This is a genomic window from Mesorhizobium sp. 113-3-3 (assembly GCF_016756495.1).
Classification (GTDB): domain Bacteria; phylum Pseudomonadota; class Alphaproteobacteria; order Rhizobiales; family Rhizobiaceae; genus Mesorhizobium.
Window position 1 is genome coordinate 2,554,351 of the sequence record NZ_AP023243.1, and the last position, 22,805, is coordinate 2,577,155.

The window sequence follows — 22,805 nt, forward strand, 5'->3', positions numbered from 1 at the left end:
CCATGACAGGCCGGCTTCAGGGAAAGATCGCAATCGTCACCGGCGCCGGCCAGGGCATCGGCGCCGCCACCGCCCGGGCCTTTGCGATGCAGGGGGCAAAGACCGTGATTGCCGAGCGCAACGCGGCAACCGGCAAGGCGATCGCCGACGAATTGCGCGCCAAGGGCACCGATGCCCTTTTCATCGAAACCGATGTCACGGACACGGCGGCAGTGGCCGACATGGTGGCGAAGACGATCGCGGCCCATGGCGGCGTCGACGTTCTCGTCAACAATGCCGGCGCCAACGTCTTTTACGAACCTTTGCTGATGCCGGACGAGGAATGGGACCGCTGCCTCAGGCTCGACCTTGAGGCCGCGTGGTTCTGCGCCAGGGCGGTGTTGCCGACGATGCTGGCGAAGGGTTCGGGGTCAATCGTCAACATAGCCAGCTGCCACGCCTTCAAGATCATTCCCCACACATTTCCCTATCCGGTCGCCAAGCATGCGCTTGTCGGCCTGACCCGCTCGCTCGGCATCGAATATGCGGCGCGCGGCATCCGCGTGAACGCGATCGCCCCCGGCTACATCGAGACGCCGATCGCACAAGCCTATTGGAACACGTTTCCAGACCCTGCCGAGGAGAAGCGGCGGGCCTACGACCTTCATCCGCCCAAGCGCATTGGCCGGCCGGACGAAGTTGCAATGACGGCGGTTTTCCTCGCTTCGGACGAAGCGCCGTTCATCAATGCCGAGACGATCACCATCGATGGCGGACGCTCGGTTCTCTACCACGACTGACAACCAAGCAGGGAGGATCCACATGAAAACGACGACAAAGGCTCTGGCAACATTGGCGATACTGGCTGCCGGACTGATGGCTGGCGCGGCAAGCGCCGACGACATCAAGATCGGCTACATCAACAAGATGGGCGAGCACCCATGGTTCGTCGCCGAAGTCGGCGGCGCCAAGAAAGCGGCCGAGGCGGCCGGCGCCACCTTCGTGTCGCAAGACGTCCAGTTCGACTCCAATCTGACCATTACCACCTTCGACACGATGGTCGGCGACGGCGTCAAGGGCATCGCCATCGTCGTTCCCGACAAGGCGCTGGGACCGGTCATCGCCGAGAAGGCCAAGGCGGCGAAAATCCCCCTCGTGGCGGTCGATGACGATATCTACTACCAGGACGGCACCCAGGTTCCCTATGTCGGCATGAATGCCTACAATATCGGTGCGCGGGTGGGCGAAGAGCTGGCCAAGCTCTACAAGGCCGACGGCTGGGCCGGCAAGGAGGTGCGTATCGCCTCGATCGAGGACCGCAAGGCCGACACCTGCATGCAGCGCAACAAGGGTGCCGAGGAAGCGTTCCTGAAGGCGGTGCCCGACTTCAAGCCGGCAAACATCCTTCGCGTCCCCTATGACAACACGATGGTCAACTCCATCGACGTCATGACCACCACATTGACGGCCAATCCCGGCGTCACCAACTGGATCTTCTATTCCTGCAACGATGACGGCGTGCTGGGTGCGGCGCGAGCGCTGGAAAACGCCGGTTATGGCGCGGACCAGGGCATGGGCATCGGCATTGACGGCAGCCGCGCCTGCGAGGCCTTCGGATCAGGAAAGCCTTCGGCATTCCGTGGTACGATGTGGCTCAATTCGGCAAACCATGGCGCGCTGGCGGTGAAAATCCTGCTGGCCTCGATCAAGGACGGAACGAAGCTGCCCGTTCAGTCCTTCACCGACCCGGAATACATCACCGCCGGCAATTTTGCATCGGACTACAAGGCCAAGCTCTGCCACTGAGCCGGACCCGCGTCATGCGCCTCCAGGGGTGCATGACGCTCTTCAGCTGCTCGGATCGATCCTTGGGAGTGAGCCTTGACGCAATCGGACTTCTTCTCGCTCGACGGCATATCGAAACGCTTCGGCGTCGTGCAGGCGCTCGACAACGTCTCGATCGCTTTCCGGCCAGGCGAGGTGCTCGCTCTGGTTGGCGAGAACGGGGCCGGCAAATCGACGATGATGCGCATTCTCGAGGGTGTGTTCGGCCCGGACACCGGTACCGTGCGGCACGGTTCCACGCCGATCGTTTTCGGCGAACCGCGCGACAGCCACCGGGCCGGAATTCGCGTCATCCATCAGGAGCCGGAGATCGTGCCGAACCTGACGGTGGCCGAGAACATCTTCGTCGGCGAATTGCCGCGCCTGGCAGGCGTCCTGCTCGACTGGCGCAAGCTGGAGGAGCAGACAGACCGGGTACTTGCGACCTTCGGCATGCAGCAGGACATGCGGCCACGCCAACTCTGCGGCACGCTCGGCCCGGCGCAACGCCAGATGATCGAGATCATGCGCGCCATCCGCGCCGGTGGCCGGCTGATCGCCTTCGACGAACCGACCTCGTCGCTGACCGACGATGAAGCGCGTCGCCTGTTTTCCGTCATCCGCCGGCTGCGCGAGAAGGGCACGTCGATCATCTACATCTCGCACCGGCTGAACGAGGTCATCGACCTCGCCGACCGCATTGTCGTTTTGCGCGACGGCAGGCTGGTCGACGATTCGCCGGCCGCCGGCGCCAGCGAGCAGACCATCGCCAAGCTCATGGTCGGCCGCGACATCGCCGATCTGTTCACCCGCGAGACCTGGCGGTCCGGCGAACAATTGCTTGATGTGACGGGATTGACCACCGACCGCGTCAGCGATGTCAGCCTCAGGGTTCGTCGCGGCGAAGTGCTCGGCATCGCCGGGCTCATGGGTGCGGGCCGCTCCGAACTGGCAAAGGCGATTGTCGGCTACGACCGGCGCATCGCCGGCACAATAGCCATGAATGGCGTGCCCGTTCTGCCCAACAGTCCGCATGCGGCAATCGTCGCGGGCATCGGCTTTGCTCCCGAAGACCGCAAGCACGAGGCGCTGCTGCTGTTTCGAAGCATTCTCGACAACGCCGCACTTTGCGTGCCCGACAAGACGTCGAGCTTCGGCTTCTTCAACCGGCGCAAGGCGCTGGAGATCGTCTCGCCGCTGGCAGCCAAGATGTCGATCAAGGCACCCAACCTCGACGAGCAGGTTTCGAAACTGTCGGGCGGCAATCAACAGAAGGTCGTCCTGGCGCGCTGGCTTGCCCGACAGCCGATGCTGCTCATCCTCGACGAACCGACGCGCGGCATCGATATCGGCGCCAAGGCGGAAATCTATCGGCTGATCGATGAACTCGCGGCAAGCGGCATCGGTATCATCCTGATTTCCTCGGAAATGCCGGAACTAATCGGTCTGGCCGACAGGGTTCTTGTCATGGCGGGAGGCCGCATCACGGCGGAACTTGCCCGCCCCGACATAGACGAAGCGACGATCCTCAAACACGCCATGCCGCAATCCGCACCATCGCCCGGAGACCACATTCAATGAACAGCCTCGAGCTTCGCGCATCGAAAGCGCAGACCGACGCCAGGGGCGTTTCCACGCGCCTTGTGGAGCGCCTTGGCGTCCACAACATCAGCCTTCTGGTGGCTCTCGCCATTCTCGTCGTCATCTTCGGTTCGCTGCGCGGCGATGTGTTCTTCTCCAGCCGAAACCTGCTCAACATCGGCCTTGGCGTCACCATTCTCGGTGTGCTGGCGATGAGCCAGACCGTGGTCATCGTCGCCGGCGGTCTGGATATCGCTGTCGGCGCCACTGTCGGCCTGACCACGGTCTCGACGGCAATGGCCATCCAGGCGACCGGGTCGCCGGCGGCCGGCATCGTCGCCGGCCTGGTGCTTGGTGGTCTTGCCGGTCTCGTCAACGGCATCATCATCACCTATGGGCGGGTCAACGCGGTCATTGCCACGCTCGGCACCATGGCGATCTTTCGCGGCATCGCCTTCATCATGTCGGACGGCCAGTCGATCGCCATCTTCAGCGACACCTTCCGGTTCATCGGCATTGGACGCATCCTCGGCCTGCCGTTGCTGGTCTGGATTCTGGTGCTGACCGCGATCGCATTCCACCTCTTCCTGGCGCGTTCGATTGTCGGCCGCAACATCTATGCGCTCGGCGGCAATCCCGTTGTCGCCCGCTTCTCCGGCATCAACATCAACCGCTACCGCGTCGGCATCTACATCATGAGTGGCGTTGCCGCCGGACTGGCCGGGATCCTGCTGGCTGCCCGTACCGGTTCGGGCCAGCCCGTATCCGGGTCCCAGGGCCTGGAACTCGAGGCTATCACCGCGGCCGTTCTGGGTGGCTGTGCCTTGCAGGGCGGCAAGGGCACGATTGTCGGCGCGCTGCTCGGTGTCGCCATCATTGGCGTGCTCAACAACGGAATGATACTGACGTCCGTGCCAACCTTCTATCAATTGCTGGCAAAAGGCTCACTGCTGATCCTTGCTGTGGTCATTGCCGAGTACCACTTGAACAGGAGATGACGATGGACGCGGCGACCGCTGCAATCGATCAAGGCAAGCAGGACCTTCCTGCCGGGGATGGTACGTCGTCCCTGAAGGATCGCATCGCACGCGATCTCGGACAGCGCATTCTCGCCGGCACCTACGCGCAGCACGCGGTCCTGCCGACAGAGGCTGAACTGTGCGTCATCTACGGCGCCAGCCGCACGGCGCTTCGCGATGCGCTGCTGACGCTTTCGGCCAAGGGACTGATCGAGGCGCGCAAGCGGGCTGGCACGCGTGTGCGCGCGTCAAGCGAATGGAACAGGCTCGATGCGCAGGTCCTCGAATGGATGCGCGATATCGAGCCCGATCTCGATTTCGTCCGCGGCTTGATCGAGGCGCGGCTGGTCATCGAGCCGGCCGCCGCCCAGCTTGCGGCCAGGATGGCGACCTCGGGCGATCTCGCGGTGATCGAAGCCGCCTATGAGGCCATGCGCATTGCGCCGCAGGACGACCTCGCGGCCTGTCTCGATGCCGATGTCCGCTTTCATACGGCCATCCTGCGCGCCAGCCGCAATCCGGTTTTCGCCAATCTCGGCAACATGCTGGCGGCCGCGCTCAGCTTCTCGTTCCGACTGACCACATCGGCTACCGCCAATTATCAGCAGACGCTCAGCGCCCATGGCGATGTGCTGGAGGCCATCCGCATGCGCAGGGCCGACGAGGCTCACGACCAGATGAAAGCGCTGATCGGCATCGCCTCGAACGACCTTCTCGCCGTCGCCCGCAAGGGCCATCACCAACAAATCCCAAAGCAGGCGCCTCGGAAGGCGTAGCCGCGATCAGCTGGCACGACCGTCGCGCACTATGCTCGGCCGCGCGCATCCCTTAAGGCGCAGTCCCGATTCCCAAGGGCGCGCTTGAAGATCGCCCGCGCGTGGTTCTCCTAATCCGAGAACTTCACGCTTACGCCGCGCTGGCGAAAATAGGCCTGCATCAACTTGCGGCCCGAGCGGTTGCCCTGCGCCAATTTGGCAGGATCGAACACCGCCTCTTTCATCCCCTCTCGTGTCAGCGCGGCCTTGAGCGCCGCGATATGGGCGTCGATCTCGGCATTGTCCGCTCGAAGCGATGCATAGATATTCTCGGTCGCCTCGGCCACGGTCAGTTCGCTCACAGCTGTCGTCCTCTGGTTGATTGGGCGGCGGCTTAGCACAGATTCGCGGCTCCGCCGATACCGATGCGCACCCGCCAGGCTGGTCAGCTACAGGGATCCGATCAGCCTCGCGCCTTAGACCGGGCCGTTCTTGGCCGATTTGGCCAATTCCTGCTCCAGATCCACCAGCTCCTTGCCGCCGGCCATCAGGTTGAGCAACTGGTCGCGGGTGATTTCGCCCTTGGCGTAGGTGCCGGTGCTTCTGCCGCGCTTCAACAGCGTGAAGCGGTCGCCGACGACGTAGGCGTGATGGACGTTGTGGGAAATGAAGATGACGCCGATGCCGCGCGCCTTGGACTGGACGATGAGCTTCAGCACCACGGATGCCTGGTGGACACCCAGCGCCGATGTCGGCTCGTCGAGGATCAGCACCTTGGCGCCGAAATAGACGGCGCGCGCTATGGCCAGGCATTGGCGTTCGCCGCCTGACAGCGTGCCTACCGGCTGTTCGGGGTCGCGCAGCTGGATGCCCATCGCCTGCATCTCGTCATAGGCGGTGCGGTTGGCGAAGTCGGCGTCGAACTGGCTGATCGGCCCGAACTTGCGCATCGGCTCGCGCCCGAGGAAGAAGTTGCGCGCCACGCTCATCAGCGGCACCAGCGCCAGGTCCTGGTAGACGGTCGCGATGCCGCTGTCGCGCGTATCGGCGGGCGAGGCAAACCGTGTCGGCTTGCCCTGGACGCGGATTTCGCCTTCGTCAGGCGTGTAGACACCCGACAGCGTCTTGATCAGCGTCGATTTGCCGGCGCCATTGTCGCCGAGCAGGCAATGCACCTCGCCGGGGCAGACATCGAAGGACACGTCCTTCAGCGCCACGACCGAGCCGAAATATTTGCTGACCGACTTCAGTTCGACATAGGGCTCGGCCATCACCGGCTCCTCATGGCGCGGTTGCGCACATAGCTGTTGAACAGCACCGCGATGACCATCATGGCGCCCATGAACAGCTTGAACCAGTCGGTGTCGATGCCGGTGTAGAAGATGCCCATCTGCACGACGCCGAAGATCAGGGCGCCGAACATGGCGCCGATGGCCGAGCCATAGCCGCCGGTGAGCAGCGTGCCGCCGATGACGACGGCGATGATGGCCTCGAACTCCTTCTGCGTGCCGCGCAGCGTGTCGGCCGAGCCGGTGACCAGCACCTGGATCGCCGCGAACAGGGCGGCGGCGAGCGCCGTCATGACGAACAGCGTGATCTTGGTGCGTGCCACCGGCACGCCGAGATTGCGTGCGGCATTGGCTTCGCCGCCGGCGGCAAAAATCCAGTTCCCGAAGCGGCTGCGCGTCAACAGCCATGTGCAGGCCAGTGTCAGCACGATCCACCAGACGATCGACACCGGAATGCCTGAGATCGACGGCAGACCATCCGCTCGCTTGCCGATCAGGCCGATGTCGGCAAGCCGGGCGATCAGGCCGGGGAACACCTGGCCAGAGAACAGGCTGTTGAGGGGATCATTCTGCGCCAGTTCGTGCACGCCCGACACTTGGGTGCGCCCCGATATGCCGCGCGTGAGGCCAAGGGTGAGGCCGCGCAGCATGAACAGGCTGCCGAGCGTCACGATGAAGGAGGGCAGGCCGGTCCTGACGACGGCAAGCCCGTTCAGCGCGCCGATGCCGCCGCAAACGGCGAAGGTGAACAGCAGTGAAAGCCAGATCGGCCAGCCCCAGAACACCGCGGGGATGGCGATGAGGATGCCGGCAAAGCCGATCATCGAGCCGACCGACAGATCGAACTCGCCGGCGATCATCAGCAGGGCCACGGGTGCGGCGAGAATGCCAAGCTGGGCCGAGACTTCGAGGAAGTTGACGATGCCCTTGGCGCTGAACAGTCCCGTGCTTCCCGCCGTGATGGCAAAGAACACGAAGACCAGAACGGTGCCGGCGGCCGCGCCAAGTTCCGGCCTGCTCAACAGACGGCTCAGGCGTGAGACGGACCGGACCCGCTCGTCGCGAATCTCTGAAACCATGGCGTGACCCCACAAATGGTGCGGCCGGGGCCGGGCCCCGACCGCCAGTGCTAGCGCTTGCCTTGTTTCGACAGCTCGATAACCGAGGCGGCGGTGTCCTTGGTGACGAAGCCGGGGCCGGTCGGATAGTCGGCGATCGGCATGATCTTGTACTTCTTCCAGAGGTCGAACATCGCGACCGGTATGTAGCCCATGGCATATTGCTGGGCGTCGATGCCCCATTCCATCTTGCCGGCGACGACGGCCTGCAGGATCGTGGGCGAAAGATCGAACGTGCCGGTCTTGACCTTGCCCGACAGGCCCATTTCATCAAGCGCGGCCAGCGTCGGCTCGGCGCCGCTGGCGCCGACGGCGAGGATGAACTGAGTATCGGCATGAGCGGTCATGTAGGCGATCACGCGGTTCTTCATTTCGGTCGGGTCGATGACGCCGTTCATCACCGGAACGTCGACGCCCAGACCCTTGGCGAAGCCGGCACAGCGGTCGTCGAGGCTGGAATTGCCGACCTCATGGTTGGCGCAGACCGCCTTGGTGAGGCCGAGCGCCTTGATGCGCTCGCCGGCCATGACGCCCGCCTGGAATTCATCCTGCCCCATGAACAGCAGGCCGCCAAGATCATGGGTGAGCTTCGAGCCGCCGGAATCGATGACGATCACCGGGATGCCTGCGGCGATGGCGTTCTTGACCGGGGCCGAGAGGGCGGCCGCGTCGGGGATCGAAACGACCATGCCGTCGGGCTTCGAGGCGGCGATGGCGTCGATCATCTGCCCCATCTTGGCCATGTCGAAGGTTTCCGGCGCCAGATATTCGGCCTTGACGCCGAGCGTCTTGGCGGCATCGTCCATGCCGTTCTTGACGACCGACCAGTAGGGGTCGCCGCTCTGGCCGTGGGTGACGAACACCACGCGCGTTTCGTCGGCGGCCGCAAGGCTCGTGGCCGCCGCCATCATCGTGAAGCCGGCCATCAGACCGAGTGCAGGCTTTATCAATTTCGCAAGCGAAAACATAACAACCTCCTGTTTGTTTTCCGCCGCCGCAATTACGGTCGGCAGTCCAGTTGCCCCTTCATTCCAGTTTCATTCCTCAGCACTGGTTCCCTGGAGGCCGAATAGTGGCCTCGATCATTCCATGACGGTAAATCCGGCTTGCCTCGCCATGCGTGACAGGTTCTGGAATCCCATCGTCGCATAGGTCAGCGGATTAGCCTTGTTCGGATCCTGCTCGGCCTCGACCACCAGCCAGCCGCTGTAGCCATTGTCGGCCAGCACGCGCAAAATGGCGGGGTAGTCGATGAAGCCGTCGCCGGGCACGGTGAAGATCCCGTCCATGACCGCGCCCATGAAACTCCTGTCCTCGGCGCGCGCGTGGTCAAGCACGGTTTTGCGCGCGTCCTTGCAGTGCACATGCACGACGCGTTTGAACTGCGCCTTGATCAGGGTCAGCGGGTCGCCGCCCGAGAAGACCGAATGGCCGGTGTCGTAGAGCAGGCCGACCGCTTCGCCGGTGTGCCGCATCAACAGGCCGACCTCGGCATCGGTCTCGACGATGGTTCCCATATGATGATGAAAGGCCATACGCACGCCGAAATCCGCCATTCTTTCAGCGAGTGCAGTCAGCTTGCGGCCATAGGCCGGCCATTCTTCCGCGCTCAGGGCAGGGCGCTGCGAGATCGGTCTCCAGATGGCATTGTGACGTCCGCGCGAGGTGTCGGCATAGACGACATGGGTGGAGCCCATATCCTTCAGAAGCTGGAGATGCGGCGTGATCGCATCCATTTCCGCGCCGAGGTCGTTCTCGTCGCAGCGGCCGTCATACCAGCCGGAAATCACCGCGAGGCCATAGCGGTCCATTATCGGCTTCAGTTCGGCCGAGCGGCGCGGAAACTTGCCGCCAAGTTCGGTGCCGGCATAGCCGGCCTGCCTGGTTTCGCTGAGGCAGACTTCAAGCGGCGTGTCGCCGCCGAGTTCCGGCACGTCATCATTGGTCCAGGTGATCGGATTGATGCCGATGCGAACCGTCACGGGCGAACTCCTGATTGTTTCGATTGGGCAAGGTGATGGCGGGTCAGCCCGGCCAGCAGCGTCATGTCGCGGCGGGCATGCTCGGCGGTGTTGCGCACGGCTGCGCCTTCGACGATCGCCGACCAGAAACCTTTCAGCTCCTCGACGAATGCCTCTTCATAGCCGCAGCGGATGTCGCTGCTTGAAAGCGTGTGGCCGTCGCCAGTGCGGATGGTCAGCCGCGTCGGCTGGTGGTTGAGATAGGGCGACGGGAATTCCAGCTCGAGCGAGGCGTCGTCGAAATGGAGCGTGATGCGCTCGCGATAATCGGGCAGCCTGGGAACGGCGACATGGACCATGTTCCACAATGCCTGACCGCCGAGCAGCCGGACAGTGCCCTGGCCGCCTTCGCCTTTGGCGAAGAGCGAGGCGCCGACGATTTCACCATCGGCGACGCCGAGTGCGTCAAGCAAGCCATGGACAGCGTTCACGTCATGCACGATCGAGGAACAATAGGCGCCGACGAAGCCGCGAAAGGCGTCGGGATCGTGGAGCCCCGGCACCGCGCGGTCGACCTGCTCGCGCTGCCTGGCTTCGGTCGAGGCAATCAATTCCGCCGCGACGTCATCACCCCGGCAAGTGGAGGCGTGCCGGACGAAGGGCCAAGCGTCGGGATCGTTGACCTCGACCGAAATGTAGCGAAGCGTCCGCGCCGTGCCCGGCAGCATTTTCAGCGCCGCCTCGTAGCTCGGATCGAAACGCTTCATGTAGCCGACCTGGAGCACCTTTCCGGCGCGATCCCTGGCCGCGATCAATTCGTCGATGTCCTGCGCACCATAACAAAGCGGCTTTTCGCAGAAGACATGCAGGCCCCTGGCGAAGGCGGCGAGGCTTTGTTCGTGGTGCAGCGCATCCGGCGAGGCGATGACCACGGCATCAAGCGGCATGGCGAGAAGTGTGTCGAGATCGGAGAATGTTTCGAGGCCGAATTCCTCGCCGACGAAGGCGCGCACTTTTCGCGACGGATCGTAAACGCCGACGATCTTGAACTGCCGGTGCAGCTTGAGCAGGTTCGGAATGTGCTCGACCTGGGCGACGCCGCCCGCCCCGATCACTCCCACCCTTATGCACTGCATCGGCCAGCCCCATCTGAACCCGAACGCTTTTTTCTTGAGGGTAGGCCGCCTTTGGTTCCATTGTTAGAACCAGATTCCATTGATTTTTGGGAACCAGATGAAGACCAGCTTTCCCGTCGACGGCATCGCGCTCGATCGCGGCAGCCCCGCCAATCTGCACCGGCAGCTCTATGTCCAGCTGCGCGGCCTGATCGAACGGCGCGTGCTGCCGAGCGGCCATGCGCTGCCGTCGACACGGGTCATGGCGCGGGATTTGAATGTCGGGCGCAACACGGTGATTGCCGCCTGCGACCAGCTGGCGCTGGAGGGCTATCTGGCGATAAGGCCGCGCAGGCCCTCGGTCGTCATGGACCTGCCGACCCGCTCGGTGGCGGCGGAAGATGTGTCAGTCGAGGACGCCAATCCACTGTCGCGGCGCGGACAGACCATGCTTGCGCAACCCTATCACCATGGCCGGCCGGGCATGCTTGCCTTCCATCCCGGCATGCCGGACCCGGACAATTTTCCGTTCAATACCTGGTCGAAACTGCTCAGCCGCCGCGCCAAATTCGCTCATATCGATCTTTTCGGCACCTATCACGTCAAAGGCTATCCGCCGCTTTGCGAGGCGATTGCGCGCTACCTCACCGCCTCGCGCGGCGTGAAGTGCACCGCCGAGCAGATCGTCGTGACCAACGGCGCGCAGTCGGCTTTCGATCTCCTGGCCCGGCTGCTGATCGATGACGGCGACACGGTGTGGATGGAGGAGCCAGGCTATTACGGCGCCGGTTCGGCCTTCGTCTCGGCCGGCGCGAAACTGGCGCCGCTGCGCGTCAGCAAGGCCGGCTGGGACCTCGATCCCCCTGATGTCGTGCCCCGCATGATCTTCGTGACGCCCTCCTGCCATCACCCGCTCGGCATAACCATGCCGATGGAGCAGCGGCTCAATCTCCTGCACATGGCCGAGAGCTGGCGCGCCTGGATCATCGAGGACGACTATGACGGCGAATACCGTTTTCAGGGGCAGCCCATTCCGGCGCTGCAAGGCATCGGCGCGTCGAACCGCGTGGTCTATGTCGGCACCTTCGCCAAGATCCTTTTCCCGGCCATGCGGCTGGGCTTCCTGGTGGCGCCCAAGGCGATCGATCATACGATCGTCTCGGCGCTGAGCGTGAGCGGCCAGTTCGCCCCCTTGCTGACCCAGGCCGCGCTGGCGGACTTCATGAATGAGGGGCATTTCACCCGCCATCTCAGGCGCATGCGGCGCCTCTACGCGGAGCGACGGCAGTTCTTCCTGGAAAGCGCGCAAAGGCATCTGGGAGAATGGCTGGATTTCCACACCACCGAATCCGGCATTCAAGTCGTCGGCATTTTCCGCGACGGATGCAGCGACAGGGCGGTTGCCGAGGCGGCCCTCCAGCAGGGCATCAACGTCTCGGCCCTGTCGATCCAGTACCGTCACGGCACGGAGCAGAACGGTCTTGTCATGGGCTTTGCGGCGGCCGACGCGCAGACGACCGAAAAGACGATGCAGAAGTTCCGCACCGTGCTGCAAAGCCATTTTTTGTAAGCGAACAAACCCAGGTAAGAAGCTGGGGCTATTTGTTTTTTAAGCTGTTGCCAGCCCGGAATCCGCCATCCGTGCCCGACAGCGCACCTCGTCGATCGGCCTACCGAGCGCGGCGAAGCGCGAGGCTGCTTCCTCGAACGCCGCAACGGCCCGGGTTTCGTTACGCTCGGCCCGGCGCTGCACGCCGCGCGCTTCCCACACGGCCGCCACCCAGGGGCCGCCGTTCCACATGCCGGCGACCCGCTCAGCCTCGTCGAGCCGGCGGTTGACCTGCTCGATCTCGCCCGCCTCGGCCTGTGCGACGGCAGCCGCGGTACGGAAGGTCATTGAGCAAGGCTGGCAATTGCAGCCCGATGACAGCATGCGGTCACCTTCGCGAATGGTCTCGGCGATCCTCTCGGGGGTGGTGGCGGCGCGCACCTCGAGCCCTTTCAGGCTGATCAGCAAATGCGGCGCCAGCCAGGAAGAATGGGCAAGGGTGGTGGCGCGGTGGATCAGCCGTCCCGCCTGCCATTTCTGGCGGCGGGCAAGCGCGAGTTCCGTCAGGCGCTGGAGCGCCAGTACGCGGCCGGCCACGGCTCCTACCTGCGCGTAGAGTCTTTCGGCCTCGGTCAACATGCGTTCGGCCTCGGCCAACTGGCCCGAGAAGAGCGCTGCTTCGCCGAGCACGAGCGAGGCCAGGCCACGCCCGGCGACCGAGCCGGCGCCCTCGGCCACCGACAGCAGCTCTCGGGCCGAGGCGGCGATGTCGTGGTGGCCCTTGGCGCTGCAGAGGCAGAATTCGGCCAGGCACAGATGCCCGTCAAAAACGTTGGAGACGAAGGCTGGCTTGGAGCGGACCCATTCGATAAACTCCGCGCGGAACAGTTCGCGCCATTGGCCCTGCATGTGGGCCACCAGGCCGATCAGGGCGCTGGCCTCGCCAACCTCGCGGGCCAAGCCCGCGCCCATCGCCAGTTCGCGGGTTTCCCGGCCAACCTGGCCGGCCCTGGCGAAGTCGCCGCTTTGCAGGTGCAGCAGGCCCCAGGCCAGCGAGGCACGGATGCGGTCGCTCAAGCCGACAGGGTCGATAGAGGGCACGGCCAGCGCCTTTTCGTAGAGCTTCACGGTTTCGGCGCCCGGGCCGACACCAAGATCGATGCGCAGGCTTTGGCTGAGCTGATTGAACAGCCTGATTGCTTCGGCCCTGTTGCCGGCGTCGAGTGCTGCCTGCATCAGGGCGCACTGCGCCTGCTCGTCGGCCGGGTCCAGCGCGATCAGGCGCTGCCAGAGCTTGCCGGCCCGCAGCACGTCGGCATAGCGCTGCCGCAGAGCCTGGCGGGGCGTTTCGAACCAGTCGACATAGGGATCGTCCGGCAGCAGGTCTCCCGTGTAGAGATCGGCGGCCGCTTCGCAGGCGGCAGGGTCGGAGCCTCGCAAGGCAAGTTTGGCGGCGGCCTCGAAAGCGTCAGCGTCGATTTCAAGATCGGCCGCCGGGGCAAGGGCGATGACATCGGCCGTCTGCTCGATCAGGTCATGCGCACCCAAGGCACGGCGGGCGAAGTGGATGGCCTTGCGCAGGTTCGCTCCGGCCGCCTCCGGATCGAGATCGGGCCAAAAGGCCTCCATCACCTGTTCGCGGTGAATGCGATGCGAGCGGGTGACGGCCAGCAGCTTCACCAGTGCCGCGCCACGGTCCCGCCGCCACGCCGCGGCCGGAATGACTTGACCTTCAACACCGACACTGAACCCGCCGAGCAATTGAACCTGAACGCGCACTCGAAGCATCCTTCAGCATGCGATCCGCCGTTGCCGCCCAAAACGGCCGTCACAAGCGCCTGTGGGGCAGGGAACGCTGGCGGAACATAGGTTGCCTAGTCTGCACCCGTAGTCAATTCCAACCATCTCTCGCAGGAGGATCAAATGTCTCTTCGTATCGCCGACATGGCCCCCGACTTCACCGCCGAAACCACCCATGGCCCAATCAGCTTCCACGACTGGCTGGGCAGTTCATGGGGCATCCTGTTTTCCCATCCCAAGGATTTTACCCCCGTCTGCACGACCGAGCTTGGCTACATGGCCAGGCTGAAGCCCGAGTTCGACAAGCGCGGCGTCAAGATCATCGGGCTCTCCGTCGACCCGGTCGAGCGTCATGCCGGATGGGCTGACGACATCGCCGAGACCCAGGGACACGCGCCGAATTTCCCGATGATCGGTGACCCGATGCTGGCCATTGCCAAGCTCTACGACATGCTGCCCGCCACGGCCGGCGACAACGCCGAGGGGCGTACGGCGGCCGACAACCAGACGGTGCGCCATGTCTACGTCATCGGGCCCGACAAGAAGATCAAGCTGATGATCGCCTATCCGATGACCACCGGGCGGAACTTCGACGAGATCCTGCGCGTGGTGGACTCCATGCAACTGACCGCCAAGCATCGCGTCGCCACGCCGGTGAACTGGCGGCAGGGCGACGACGTGATCATCGCGGGCTCGGTTTCGAACGATGAGGCCAAGGTGCTCTATCCCGAGGGCTGGAAGCAGCCCAAGCCCTATATCCGCATCGTCCCGCAGCCGCACGGCAACGCCTGAGCCTTCTTCCAGGCATCCGGCAACAAGAGGTGACAGTATGAAAACCCGTATCCTTATCCTTGGCGCCGGTTTCGGCGGGCTCGAACTCAGCACGTCCTTGTCCGAAGCTTTGGGTGACAGCATTGCTGTCACCCTGATCGACAAGTCGGATGCCTTCGTGTTCGGCTTTGCCAAGCTCGATGTGATGTTCGGCCGCGCGACCGAAGCGGCTGTGCGGCTGCCCTACGCCGACTACGCCAAGGCCGGCGTCACGATGAAGCGCGAGACCGTCACCGCCATCGACCCGGAACGGCGGCGCGTGACGACGGACAAAGGGGTGCACGAGGCGGACATATTGGTGATCGCTCTCGGCGCTGACTATGACGTCTCGGCCACACCCGGCATCACGCTCGGCCGCAACGAATTCTACTCGGTTCCGGGCGCCGCCCACATGGCCAAGGTGCTGCCCGGTTTCACCCGCGGTCATGCCGTGATCGGTGTCTGCTGCGCGCCATACAAATGCCCGCCCGCGCCCAGCGAATGCGCCTTGATGCTGCATGACTACCTGACCGAGAGGGGTGTGCGAGGCGACTGCCAGATCACCTATGTGAACCCGATGTCGAGCCCGGTGCCGCCTTCTCCCGAAACGTCGAGGGCGCTCCTGGCCGCCTTCGCCGAGCGCGGCATCACCTTCATCCCCAGCACCCGCGTGGTTTCCGTGGACGAGGGCCGCAAGGTTGTGACGCTCGACAATGGCGGCGAACTGCCCTGCGATCTGTTCCTGGGCGTGCCCCGGAACCGCGCGCCCGATGTCGTCGTCGAGGCCGGCATCACCGAGGGCGGCTGGGTCACCATCGATCCGCGCACACTCGAAACCCGCTTTCCCGGCGTCTACGCGCTGGGGGACCTGGCCAATACGGGCGCGCCGAAGGCGGGCGTCTTTGCCGAGGGCGCCGCGCGCACCGTTGCGGCGAACCTGATCGCCAGGCTGCGCCATGAGGAGCAAACGGCCAGGAACCCGGGCGCGGGATCCTGCTACATCGAGTTCGGCGCCAACAGGATCGCCAGAGTGGACGTGGATTTCTTCTCCGGCCCAAAACCCACCGGCGCCTTCTATGAACCGTCGGAGGCCTTACGGGTCGACAAGGTGAATTTCGGCTCCAGCCGCAAGGCCCGCTGGTTCGGGCATTGAGCTTCGAAAAAGGCGGGCGCTGAGGGATTATCACCAGCGCCCGCCATCGGCTTCAGGCCGCCTGCAATTCTTCCCGTCGCGGCAGCGGCGGGAAGGCGATCGCTATGCCCGCGGCACCCAGGCCGATCAGGGCCGAGCCGATGAACAGCCAGTGGTAGCTGGCATAGGCATCGAACACCATGCCGCCGGCGAGCGGGCCGAGCGCCATGCCGAGACTTGACAGCATGGTGGCGGCGCCGAACACGGCGCCGAGGATGCGCTGGCCGAAATATTCGCGCGCCAGCACCGCATAGAGCGGCATGACGCCGCCATAGGTGGCGCCGAAGATGACGGCCAGCACATAGAACTGGTCGAGCTGGCTGACCGAGAGATAGGCGGCAATGACGACCGCCTGGATCGCCAGGCCCGCGATCAGCACCGGCTTGACGCCGAGCCGGTCGGCCAGCACGCCGTAGAGAAGCCTGCCGCCCAAGCCGGCGAGACCCTCGACGCTGTAGATCGTGACCGCCGCCATGGGGGCGACGCCGCACAGCATGGCGTAGCTGACCATATGGAAGATCGGCCCGGAATGGGCAGCACAGCAGGCGAAAAAGGTCAGCCCCAGCACGATGAACTGCGGCGAACGCAGCGCCTGGGCCACACTCATGTTGTCACCCTCGGCGACCGGCGCGGAAGCCCCGCCCGCCACGGCGGGCTTTGGCGGCTGGCGCACCAGAAGCACCGCCGGCAGCAACAGCACCCAGGCCATGATGCCGATGTCGAACATGGCGGTACGCCATTCATAGGCCGAGATCAGCCAGCGGGCGAAAGGCGAGATCGTCATCGGGGCGACGCCCATCCCGGCCGAGACCAGCGAAACCGCAAGGCTGCGGTTGGTGTCGAACCAGGCCGTCGTCAGCGCGATCATCGGCGCGAAGAAGGCGCTGGCGGCAAGTCCGACAAGCACGCCATAGCTGATCTGGAACGTCAGCAGCGAGCCGGCGCGGCTCGCCACCACCAGCGCCAGGCCGAGCAGCGCCGCACCGATCGCCACGACGATGCGGGCGCCGAAACGGTCGGACAGGGCGCCCCAGGCGAAGCCGCCGAGGCCCATAACCAGGAAATTGAGCGTCATGGCGCTCGAAATGCCGGCGCGCGACCACTGCGTGTCGATCGCCATCGGTTCGAGAAAGATCGCCAGCGAAAACATCGTGCCGATGGCGACACAGGACATCAGCGCGCCTGCCGCGACGATGACCCAACGATAGGAAAGGTTCATGCAAATCTCCCATGCCAAAGGGCAGCGCTTGGCGCTGCTTGCGTCCGAAGGACGCCGGCACCGAAGCCGATCCTACAATCTGGTTGCATTTTTTATCCAGTCTGGACTGGCGTCCTTTTCCTGGCCGCGCCACGCGGCTTTCCGCCGCCATTTGTCACGATCGGTGTGGCATCGGTCGACTTGCTACGGTATTCGACGGGGCGATCCCTCTACAAGGCGGCCGGACAAGGCCAAGACATCCGTTTCATGATCCTGGTCTTCAAGCTTCTCAGCACGCCGCTCCTTATCCTCTGTCTCACCTTGCTCAGCCGGCGTTTCGGGCCGGCGGTGGGCGGGCTGCTGATGGGGATACCCTTGGTGACCGGCCCTGTGTCGGTCTTCACCGCATTGGAAAACGGTGCGGCGTTCGCCCGGCACGCGGCGGTGGGCAATCTGGTGGGCCAGGTTTCGACCTGCATTTTCTGCTTCGTCTACGCCCGCGCGGCAAGGCGCCTCAACTGCTGGGTCAGCATGATCGCAGGGGTCTGCGCCTTCTTTCTCGCTACCTTTGTATGGAACCTCGCCAGCTGGACATTCGCGCAGGCCATCGGGCTGCTTCTGGTGACGTTGTTGCTTCTGTCCTTCCTCACCAAACCGGTGAACATGGAAGCGCTTGCCGGGATAGCGCCGAGATGGGACCTTCCCGCCCGGATGGTCGTTTCGACGGGCTTCGTCTTCCTGATCACCATGTCGACCAGGTACCTTGGGCCGCAGCTCAGTGGGCTCGTGGCGCCGTTTCCCGTGTTCGTCCTTGTCCTGGCGATGTTCACGCATCATCAGCGGGGCGCGCCGGCAGCCGCCAATCTGTTGCGCGGCGTTATCGTCGGGTCGTTTTCTTTCGCGGCTTTTTTCACCGTCGTGGCTTGGGCGTTGTCCGACCGCTGGCTGGCGTTTGCCTATGGATTCGCGACGCTGGCGAGCATGGCAACCACCTCTGCGATTTACCTCCGCACACGCGCCGCTCCCCTTGCCGGGGCTACTCCATTGATTGGTCCAGTCGCCCAGCTTAACCCGAGCATCTCGCGGGAGAATGGTTCGCCCTGAAAGCGGAAGGCCGACGCCAAGGCGCCTGTGACAGGCCTCAGATCGGCAGTTCCGATGTGTATTTGATCGTCCAGCTCGGCACGTCGGTCTTGACGTTCTGGACGCCCTTGATGCGGCTCAGATGCTCAGACTGGAAGCGGCGATAGTCGTTGAGGTCGGCCGCCACCACGCGCACCAGGGCATCGCAGTCGCCGAGCATCAGGTAGCATTCCATGACCTGCGGCAGCTTGGCCACTTCGGTGGCGAAGTGCTGGACCGTGTCCTCGTCCTGCGTTTTCAGCCAGATGCGGGTGAAGAAGGTGAGGCCCTTGCCGATGCTGGCCGGGTTGAGCACGGCGACATAGTGGTCGATGACGCCGGCCTCTTCCAAGAGCTTGACGCGCCGCAGGCAAGGCGAGGGCGACAGGCCGACCTCGTTGGCGAGATCATTGTTGGCCATGCGGCCGTCACGCTGCAGCGCCCGCAGGATGCGCCTGTCGATGTCGTCGAGTTTCATGGCTGTGAATTCCATATGTTTGGTGAATGGCGGCATTGAATGCCAAAATAATGGCAAAGACAACAATCTTCGCAACCAAATTGCGAGGCCAACTTTATATGGTTGCGTCGACACCATCACCATCGGAAGCCTAACCGGAAGCGGTGGCCGCGAGGTCAGCCTGTGGAAAATCATGAGCGTTTCTGAAGCAACATTGCCCGAGGCGATTGACGGCGGATCGAGTTCGGAGTTCCGGCGCGGGGTCATCTCGTGCCTTCCCGTCCTGCTCGGCACCATTCCCTATGCGCTGGTGCTGGGCGCGCAGGCGACGCAGAAAGGTCTCAGCGCTGTCGAACTGCCTCTGATGACCGGATTGAATTTCGCCGGCGGCTCGGAATTCGCGGCGATCCAGCTTTGGACCTCGCCGCCGCACATCGCGCTCATCGTCGCCATTACCTTCCTGGTCAACAGCCGTCACTTCCTGATGGGGGCAGCCCTGGCGCCATTCCTGGGGCATTTGCCGCAGCGCAAGGTGTTTCCGGCCCTGTTCTTCCTGTGCGACGAAAGCTGGGCGCTCGGCCTGGCCGACGCCAAACAGCGTGCCGCGGCGGGCATCACCCCTGCCTTCAGCCCGCGCTACTATATGGGCGCGGCCCTGGCGATGTATCTGGCCTGGGTGGGCTTCACTGCGGCGGGCGCGCTGCTTGGCCCGATGCTCGGCCATGTCGAGACCTATGGTTTCGACATGGCGTTTCCGGCTGTCTTTCTGGTGCTGATGCGCGGCATGTGGAAAGGCGTGGCGGCGGCGCGGCCCTGGCTGGTCAGCCTGGTTGTCGCGGCCCTTGTCTATCTCTTCATTCCCGGCGCCTGGTATGTCGCGGCGGGCGCGATGTCGGGGCTGCTTGCCGCCTGGCTGATGGCAGGTGAGGCATGATCGACATGGCAACCCTTCTCACCATCGTGCTGATGGCCGGCGTCACCTATCTCACGCGGATCGGCGGCTATGTCGTGCTGCGCAACCGCGTGCTCGGCGCGCGTGCCACGGCGGTGATGGAGGCCGCACCCGGCTGCGTGCTGATCTCGGTCATCGCGCCGGCCTTCGTGTCGCGCAATCCAGCCGACCTTCTGGCGCTGGCCATCACCTTCATCGCCGCGACACGGCTTTCGATGCTGCCGACCGTGCTGATCGGCGTCGCTTCGGCCGGCCTGCTCAGGCATTTCATGGGCTAAATGAAAAAGGCAGGCGCGAACGCCTGCCTTTCAAGTTCGGATGATGGAAAGCCTTACGCGGCCGCAGCGACCTGCTGGCTGGCCACCACGGCGTCGACCTTGGCGGTCGCCTTGGCAAGTGCGGCGGTCACCGCGTCAGGGCCCATGCCGACGCCTTCGATGCGGATGACGTCGACATCGGTCATGCCGAGGAAGCCGAGCACGCCGCGCAGATACGGGATGGCGTGATCGAACTGCACGGCCGCACCTTCCGAATAGATGCCGCCCGAAGCCAGCACGATGTAGACCTTCTTGCCGGTGACGAGGCCCTTGGGGCCGCCTTCGCCATAGGCAAAGCTTCTGCCGGAGCGGGCGATGTGGTCGACCCAGGACTTCAGCGTCGAGGAGATGTTGAAGTTGATGAAGCCGGTGGCGAGGATCACCGTGTCGGCGGCGAACAACTCGTCGAGCACGACGTCGGAGACGCCGACGACTTCAGCCTGGCGCGGGGTGCGCGCTTCAACCGGTGTGTAGATGCCGGTCGAATAGTCGGCATCGATATGCGGCAGCGGGTTGGCGACGAGGTCGCGCACGACAAGCGTGTTCGACGGATCGGCAGCAACGAGCTTTTCGGCGAATTCGGTAGCGATGCGGGTTGAGTGCGAGGCAGCGCCGCGCGGGCTCGAGGTAACGAGAAGAATGGACATAGCGGGTCTCTCCAGTGGAATGATTTGTCCCGCCACATATGGGGCTATCGATCCATCAGATAAACTGGTATATTTTCTATACGATCCATCTATAAAATAGATACGGTGATGCAGCCCAATCCGACCCTCGACCAGCTTCAGATCCTTGTCGCCGTCGCCGATACCGGCAGTTTCTCGGCCGCTGGCCGCAAGCTCAACCGGGCGCAATCCGTCATCAGCTACGGCATCGCCAATCTTGAGGCGCAGCTTGGGCTGAAGCTTTTCGAACGCGAGGGCACGCGCGAGCCGCAACTCACCGAGATCGGCCGGGCGATGCTGGAGGATGCAAGGCGCATGATTGGCGTGCTACAGCGCATGCGCTCGCGTGTCGATGGCCACCATCACGGGCTGGAGGCCGAAGTGGCGCTGTCGGTCGATGCGTCGTTGCCTTCGGCCGTGCTGGTGCGGGTGCTGAAGGGATTCGAGGCGCAGTTTCCGACCGTGATGCTGCGCCTGCATATAGGCTCGCTCGGATTGATCCCGGATCACGTCGTCAACGGACAGGCCGATCTCGGCATAGGCGGGCTGCTGGGCGAGGTCCACGACGTTCACCTTGTGCGCATCGGCTTCATGTCGATCGTGCTGGCTGCCGCGCCCAGCCACCCGCTGGCGCTGCTGCCAAAGCCATTGGCGCTCGAGGATGTGCGCGAACACACCCAGCTTGTCGTCACCGACCAGTCCGAACGCACCAAGGGACGCGACTTCGGTGTCTTTGCCTACCGGACCTGGCGCCTCACGGACATGCGCACCAAGCATATTCTGATGCGCGAGGGGTTGGGCTGGGGTGGTCTGCCGCGTTGGCTGATCGCTGACGATCTGGCAACCGGCCGGCTGGTGGAACTCGACCTCGAACCCTTCAGCGAGGCGCGCTCGCCGCTGTTTGCCATGCACCGCAACGACAGCAGCCCGAAGCCGGCGGCGGCCTGGCTGATCGAACGGTTCAAAAGCGGGCTCGGCTGCTTCAACGAGTTCGAGCCGGGCGAGGTGCCTGACGAGGAGTTGGAGACAATCCGTCAATCAGCGCCATGAGCACGGCGCTGTAATCCTGCGCCGAGGCGCCGGCCTCGATGGCGAGTGCTGCGCGGTCGAAGGCGGAGGCAAGCAGCGCCGTCAGGGCATCCACCGGCAATCTCGTCATCGTGTTGGCCCGCATCGCCGCGACCAGGCCCTCGCGCAGCGACCGATTGCCGTGGCGGTTGTCGATCGCATCCATGGCGGCGCGGCCAAGCACGGCGGGGCCATCAAGCAGCAACAGCCGCGTGCGGCCGGGCGCGCGCATGGCGGCGAGATAGGCGTCGGAGCCGGCGATCAGCGCATCGCGGGCTTCGAGCGAGGGCGGCGAAGCGCGGTCGATCTCCTGCGCCACCGCCTGCGCCTCCTGTTCGACCACGGCGGCAAACAGGGCCTGCTTGTCGGCAAAATGGTGGTAGAGGGCGCCGCGCGTCACGCCGGCCGCGGTGACGATCTCCGGCGTGCCGGTCTCGGCATAGGATTTCTCGGTGAACAGTTTTCGCGCCGCCGCGATCAAATCGGCGCGTGTCGCCTCGGTGCGGTCGCGGTTGGAACGGCGCGCGGATTCCTGTTGCATACATGCAGCCTGTATGTTAATTCGATTTACATACAGACTGTATGTTATGTCCAGGGAGAAAGAAAGATGAAGATATCAAGCTATTATCCGGTGCTGATGACCGGCGACGTCGCCGGCACGGCGGCCTTCTATGTCGAGCATTTCGACTTCCAGCCGCTGTTTGAAAGCGACTGGTATGTGCACCTGCAATCGGTGGACAGCAAACGCGTCAATCTCGGCATCGTCCAGGGCGACCATGAGACGATCCCTGAGGAGGGACGGGGGCGCACGTCAGGCCTGCTGATCAATTTCGAGGTTCGCGATCCCGACACGGTCTATGAGCGGATCCTTGCCGCCGGCCTGCCGGTGCTGCGAACGCTGCGCGACGAGCCCTTCGGCCAGCGCCATTTCATCACCAGGGATCCCAACGGCGTGCTGATCGATGTCATCAAGCCGATCCCGCCGAGCGAGGAATTCTTGGCGCAGTATGCGGAGGGCGCGGCGGGGGCTTGAG

24 protein-coding genes are annotated in these 22,805 nt (G+C 64.1%); 13 read left to right on the forward strand and 11 right to left on the reverse strand.

Translation table 11 applies throughout. The features are described 5' to 3' along the window. Positions 1 to 2 precede the first annotated feature (2 nt). From JG746_RS12425 to JG746_RS12445, 5 genes are all read left to right on the forward strand, one after another. Positions 3 to 779: an SDR family oxidoreductase gene (locus JG746_RS12425; protein WP_202358389.1), complete on the forward strand. Its 777-nt coding sequence runs from the start codon at positions 3 to 5 to the stop codon at positions 777 to 779. Positions 780 to 801: 22 nt separating this feature from the next. Further along, positions 802 to 1,785 carry a substrate-binding domain-containing protein gene (locus tag JG746_RS12430; RefSeq protein WP_202358390.1) on the forward strand — a complete coding sequence of 328 codons (984 nt, stop codon included), beginning with the start codon at positions 802 to 804 and terminating at the stop codon, positions 1,783 to 1,785. Between the two features lie 75 nt (positions 1,786 to 1,860). Beyond that, positions 1,861 to 3,384: a sugar ABC transporter ATP-binding protein gene (locus JG746_RS12435; RefSeq protein WP_202358391.1), complete on the forward strand. Its 1,524-nt coding sequence runs from the start codon at positions 1,861 to 1,863 to the stop codon at positions 3,382 to 3,384. Next, complete coding sequence (locus JG746_RS12440; RefSeq protein ID WP_202358392.1) at positions 3,381 to 4,382, forward strand: ABC transporter permease; 1,002 nt, start codon at positions 3,381 to 3,383, stop codon at positions 4,380 to 4,382. The genes JG746_RS12435 and JG746_RS12440 overlap by 4 nt, the downstream gene beginning before the upstream one ends. Before the next feature lie 2 nt (positions 4,383 to 4,384). Further along, entirely contained in the window at positions 4,385 to 5,179 is a 795-nt protein-coding gene (locus JG746_RS12445) for a FadR/GntR family transcriptional regulator (protein ID WP_244730762.1), read from the forward strand. Between the two features lie 110 nt (positions 5,180 to 5,289). On the opposite strand, the gene JG746_RS12450 is transcribed toward JG746_RS12445, so the two are convergent. The 6 genes from JG746_RS12450 to JG746_RS12475 all read right to left on the reverse strand — a co-directional run bounded on the left by JG746_RS12450 (position 5,290) and on the right by JG746_RS12475 (position 10,641). Beyond that, the gene (locus JG746_RS12450; protein ID WP_202358394.1) at positions 5,290 to 5,520 is read right to left on the reverse strand and encodes a hypothetical protein; all 231 of its coding nucleotides are present in this window, start codon (positions 5,518 to 5,520) and stop codon (positions 5,290 to 5,292) included. Positions 5,521 to 5,634: 114 nt separating this feature from the next. Continuing rightward, the gene (locus JG746_RS12455) at positions 5,635 to 6,429 is read right to left on the reverse strand and encodes an ATP-binding cassette domain-containing protein (protein WP_202358395.1); all 795 of its coding nucleotides are present in this window, start codon (positions 6,427 to 6,429) and stop codon (positions 5,635 to 5,637) included. Further along, the gene (locus JG746_RS12460) at positions 6,429 to 7,526 is read right to left on the reverse strand and encodes an ABC transporter permease (RefSeq protein WP_202358396.1); all 1,098 of its coding nucleotides are present in this window, start codon (positions 7,524 to 7,526) and stop codon (positions 6,429 to 6,431) included. The genes JG746_RS12455 and JG746_RS12460 overlap by 1 nt, the downstream gene beginning before the upstream one ends. A 50-nt stretch (positions 7,527 to 7,576) precedes the next feature. Next, the gene (locus JG746_RS12465) at positions 7,577 to 8,533 is read right to left on the reverse strand and encodes a rhizopine catabolism ABC transporter substrate-binding protein (protein ID WP_202358397.1); all 957 of its coding nucleotides are present in this window, start codon (positions 8,531 to 8,533) and stop codon (positions 7,577 to 7,579) included. A gap of 114 nt (positions 8,534 to 8,647) precedes the next feature. Continuing rightward, positions 8,648 to 9,547 carry a myo-inosose-2 dehydratase gene (gene iolE, locus JG746_RS12470; RefSeq protein WP_202358398.1) on the reverse strand — a complete coding sequence of 300 codons (900 nt, stop codon included), beginning with the start codon at positions 9,545 to 9,547 and terminating at the stop codon, positions 8,648 to 8,650. Continuing rightward, positions 9,544 to 10,641 carry a Gfo/Idh/MocA family protein gene (locus JG746_RS12475; protein WP_244730763.1) on the reverse strand — a complete coding sequence of 366 codons (1,098 nt, stop codon included), beginning with the start codon at positions 10,639 to 10,641 and terminating at the stop codon, positions 9,544 to 9,546. The genes iolE and JG746_RS12475 overlap by 4 nt, the downstream gene beginning before the upstream one ends. 118 nt (positions 10,642 to 10,759) lie before the next feature. On the opposite strand from JG746_RS12475, the gene mocR reads away from it, so the two are divergent. Then, on the forward strand, positions 10,760 to 12,211 hold the full coding sequence (gene mocR / locus JG746_RS12480; protein ID WP_202358400.1) for a rhizopine catabolism transcriptional regulator MocR: 1,452 nt from the start codon (positions 10,760 to 10,762) through the stop codon (positions 12,209 to 12,211). A gap of 39 nt (positions 12,212 to 12,250) precedes the next feature. On the opposite strand, the gene JG746_RS12485 is transcribed toward mocR, so the two are convergent. Continuing rightward, positions 12,251 to 13,978 carry a BTAD domain-containing putative transcriptional regulator gene (locus JG746_RS12485; RefSeq protein ID WP_446721196.1) on the reverse strand — a complete coding sequence of 576 codons (1,728 nt, stop codon included), beginning with the start codon at positions 13,976 to 13,978 and terminating at the stop codon, positions 12,251 to 12,253. 135 nt (positions 13,979 to 14,113) lie between these two features. Here JG746_RS12485 and JG746_RS12490 point away from each other — a divergent pair, with 135 nt between their 5' ends. Next, a complete protein-coding gene (locus JG746_RS12490; RefSeq protein WP_202358402.1) occupies positions 14,114 to 14,782 on the forward strand; it encodes a peroxiredoxin in 669 nt (222 codons plus the stop codon). Between the two features lie 37 nt (positions 14,783 to 14,819). Further along, positions 14,820 to 15,953, forward strand: a complete 1,134-nt coding sequence (locus tag JG746_RS12495; protein ID WP_202358403.1) for an NAD(P)/FAD-dependent oxidoreductase — start codon at positions 14,820 to 14,822, stop codon at positions 15,951 to 15,953. 52 nt (positions 15,954 to 16,005) lie between these two features. Here the strand turns inward: JG746_RS12495 and JG746_RS12500 are convergent, their stop codons facing one another. Next, positions 16,006 to 17,211, reverse strand: coding sequence for an MFS transporter (locus tag JG746_RS12500; RefSeq protein WP_202358404.1), 1,206 nt, complete (start codon positions 17,209 to 17,211; stop codon positions 16,006 to 16,008). Positions 17,212 to 17,457: 246 nt separating this feature from the next. Here JG746_RS12500 and JG746_RS12505 point away from each other — a divergent pair, with 246 nt between their 5' ends. Beyond that, positions 17,458 to 18,294 (forward strand): hypothetical protein, encoded by an 837-nt coding sequence (locus tag JG746_RS12505; RefSeq protein WP_202358405.1) that lies wholly within the window; start codon positions 17,458 to 17,460, stop codon positions 18,292 to 18,294. A 37-nt stretch (positions 18,295 to 18,331) separates the two neighbouring features. Here the strand turns inward: JG746_RS12505 and JG746_RS12510 are convergent, their stop codons facing one another. Then, complete coding sequence (locus JG746_RS12510; protein ID WP_202358406.1) at positions 18,332 to 18,790, reverse strand: Lrp/AsnC family transcriptional regulator; 459 nt, start codon at positions 18,788 to 18,790, stop codon at positions 18,332 to 18,334. A gap of 172 nt (positions 18,791 to 18,962) precedes the next feature. Between JG746_RS12510 and JG746_RS12515 the strand changes: the two genes are divergently transcribed. Beyond that, entirely contained in the window at positions 18,963 to 19,703 is a 741-nt protein-coding gene (locus JG746_RS12515; protein ID WP_202358407.1) for an AzlC family ABC transporter permease, read from the forward strand. Then, positions 19,700 to 19,999: an AzlD family protein gene (locus JG746_RS12520; RefSeq protein WP_202358408.1), complete on the forward strand. Its 300-nt coding sequence runs from the start codon at positions 19,700 to 19,702 to the stop codon at positions 19,997 to 19,999. Before JG746_RS12515 ends, JG746_RS12520 begins: the two co-directional genes overlap by 4 nt. Positions 20,000 to 20,052: 53 nt before the next feature. Here JG746_RS12520 and JG746_RS12525 read toward each other — a convergent pair whose 3' ends face one another. Next, positions 20,053 to 20,685 carry an FMN-dependent NADH-azoreductase gene (locus JG746_RS12525; RefSeq protein ID WP_202358409.1) on the reverse strand — a complete coding sequence of 211 codons (633 nt, stop codon included), beginning with the start codon at positions 20,683 to 20,685 and terminating at the stop codon, positions 20,053 to 20,055. A 108-nt stretch (positions 20,686 to 20,793) separates the two neighbouring features. On the opposite strand from JG746_RS12525, the gene JG746_RS12530 reads away from it, so the two are divergent. Then, on the forward strand, positions 20,794 to 21,753 hold the full coding sequence (locus tag JG746_RS12530) for a LysR family transcriptional regulator (protein WP_202358410.1): 960 nt from the start codon (positions 20,794 to 20,796) through the stop codon (positions 21,751 to 21,753). On the opposite strand, the gene JG746_RS12535 is transcribed toward JG746_RS12530, so the two are convergent. Further along, positions 21,686 to 22,312 (reverse strand): TetR/AcrR family transcriptional regulator, encoded by a 627-nt coding sequence (locus JG746_RS12535; protein ID WP_202358411.1) that lies wholly within the window; start codon positions 22,310 to 22,312, stop codon positions 21,686 to 21,688. The genes JG746_RS12530 and JG746_RS12535 overlap by 68 nt on opposite strands. Before the next feature lie 66 nt (positions 22,313 to 22,378). Here JG746_RS12535 and JG746_RS12540 point away from each other — a divergent pair, with 66 nt between their 5' ends. Next, positions 22,379 to 22,804 carry a VOC family protein gene (locus JG746_RS12540; RefSeq protein WP_202358412.1) on the forward strand — a complete coding sequence of 142 codons (426 nt, stop codon included), beginning with the start codon at positions 22,379 to 22,381 and terminating at the stop codon, positions 22,802 to 22,804. The last annotated feature ends 1 nt before the right edge of the window (position 22,805 follow it).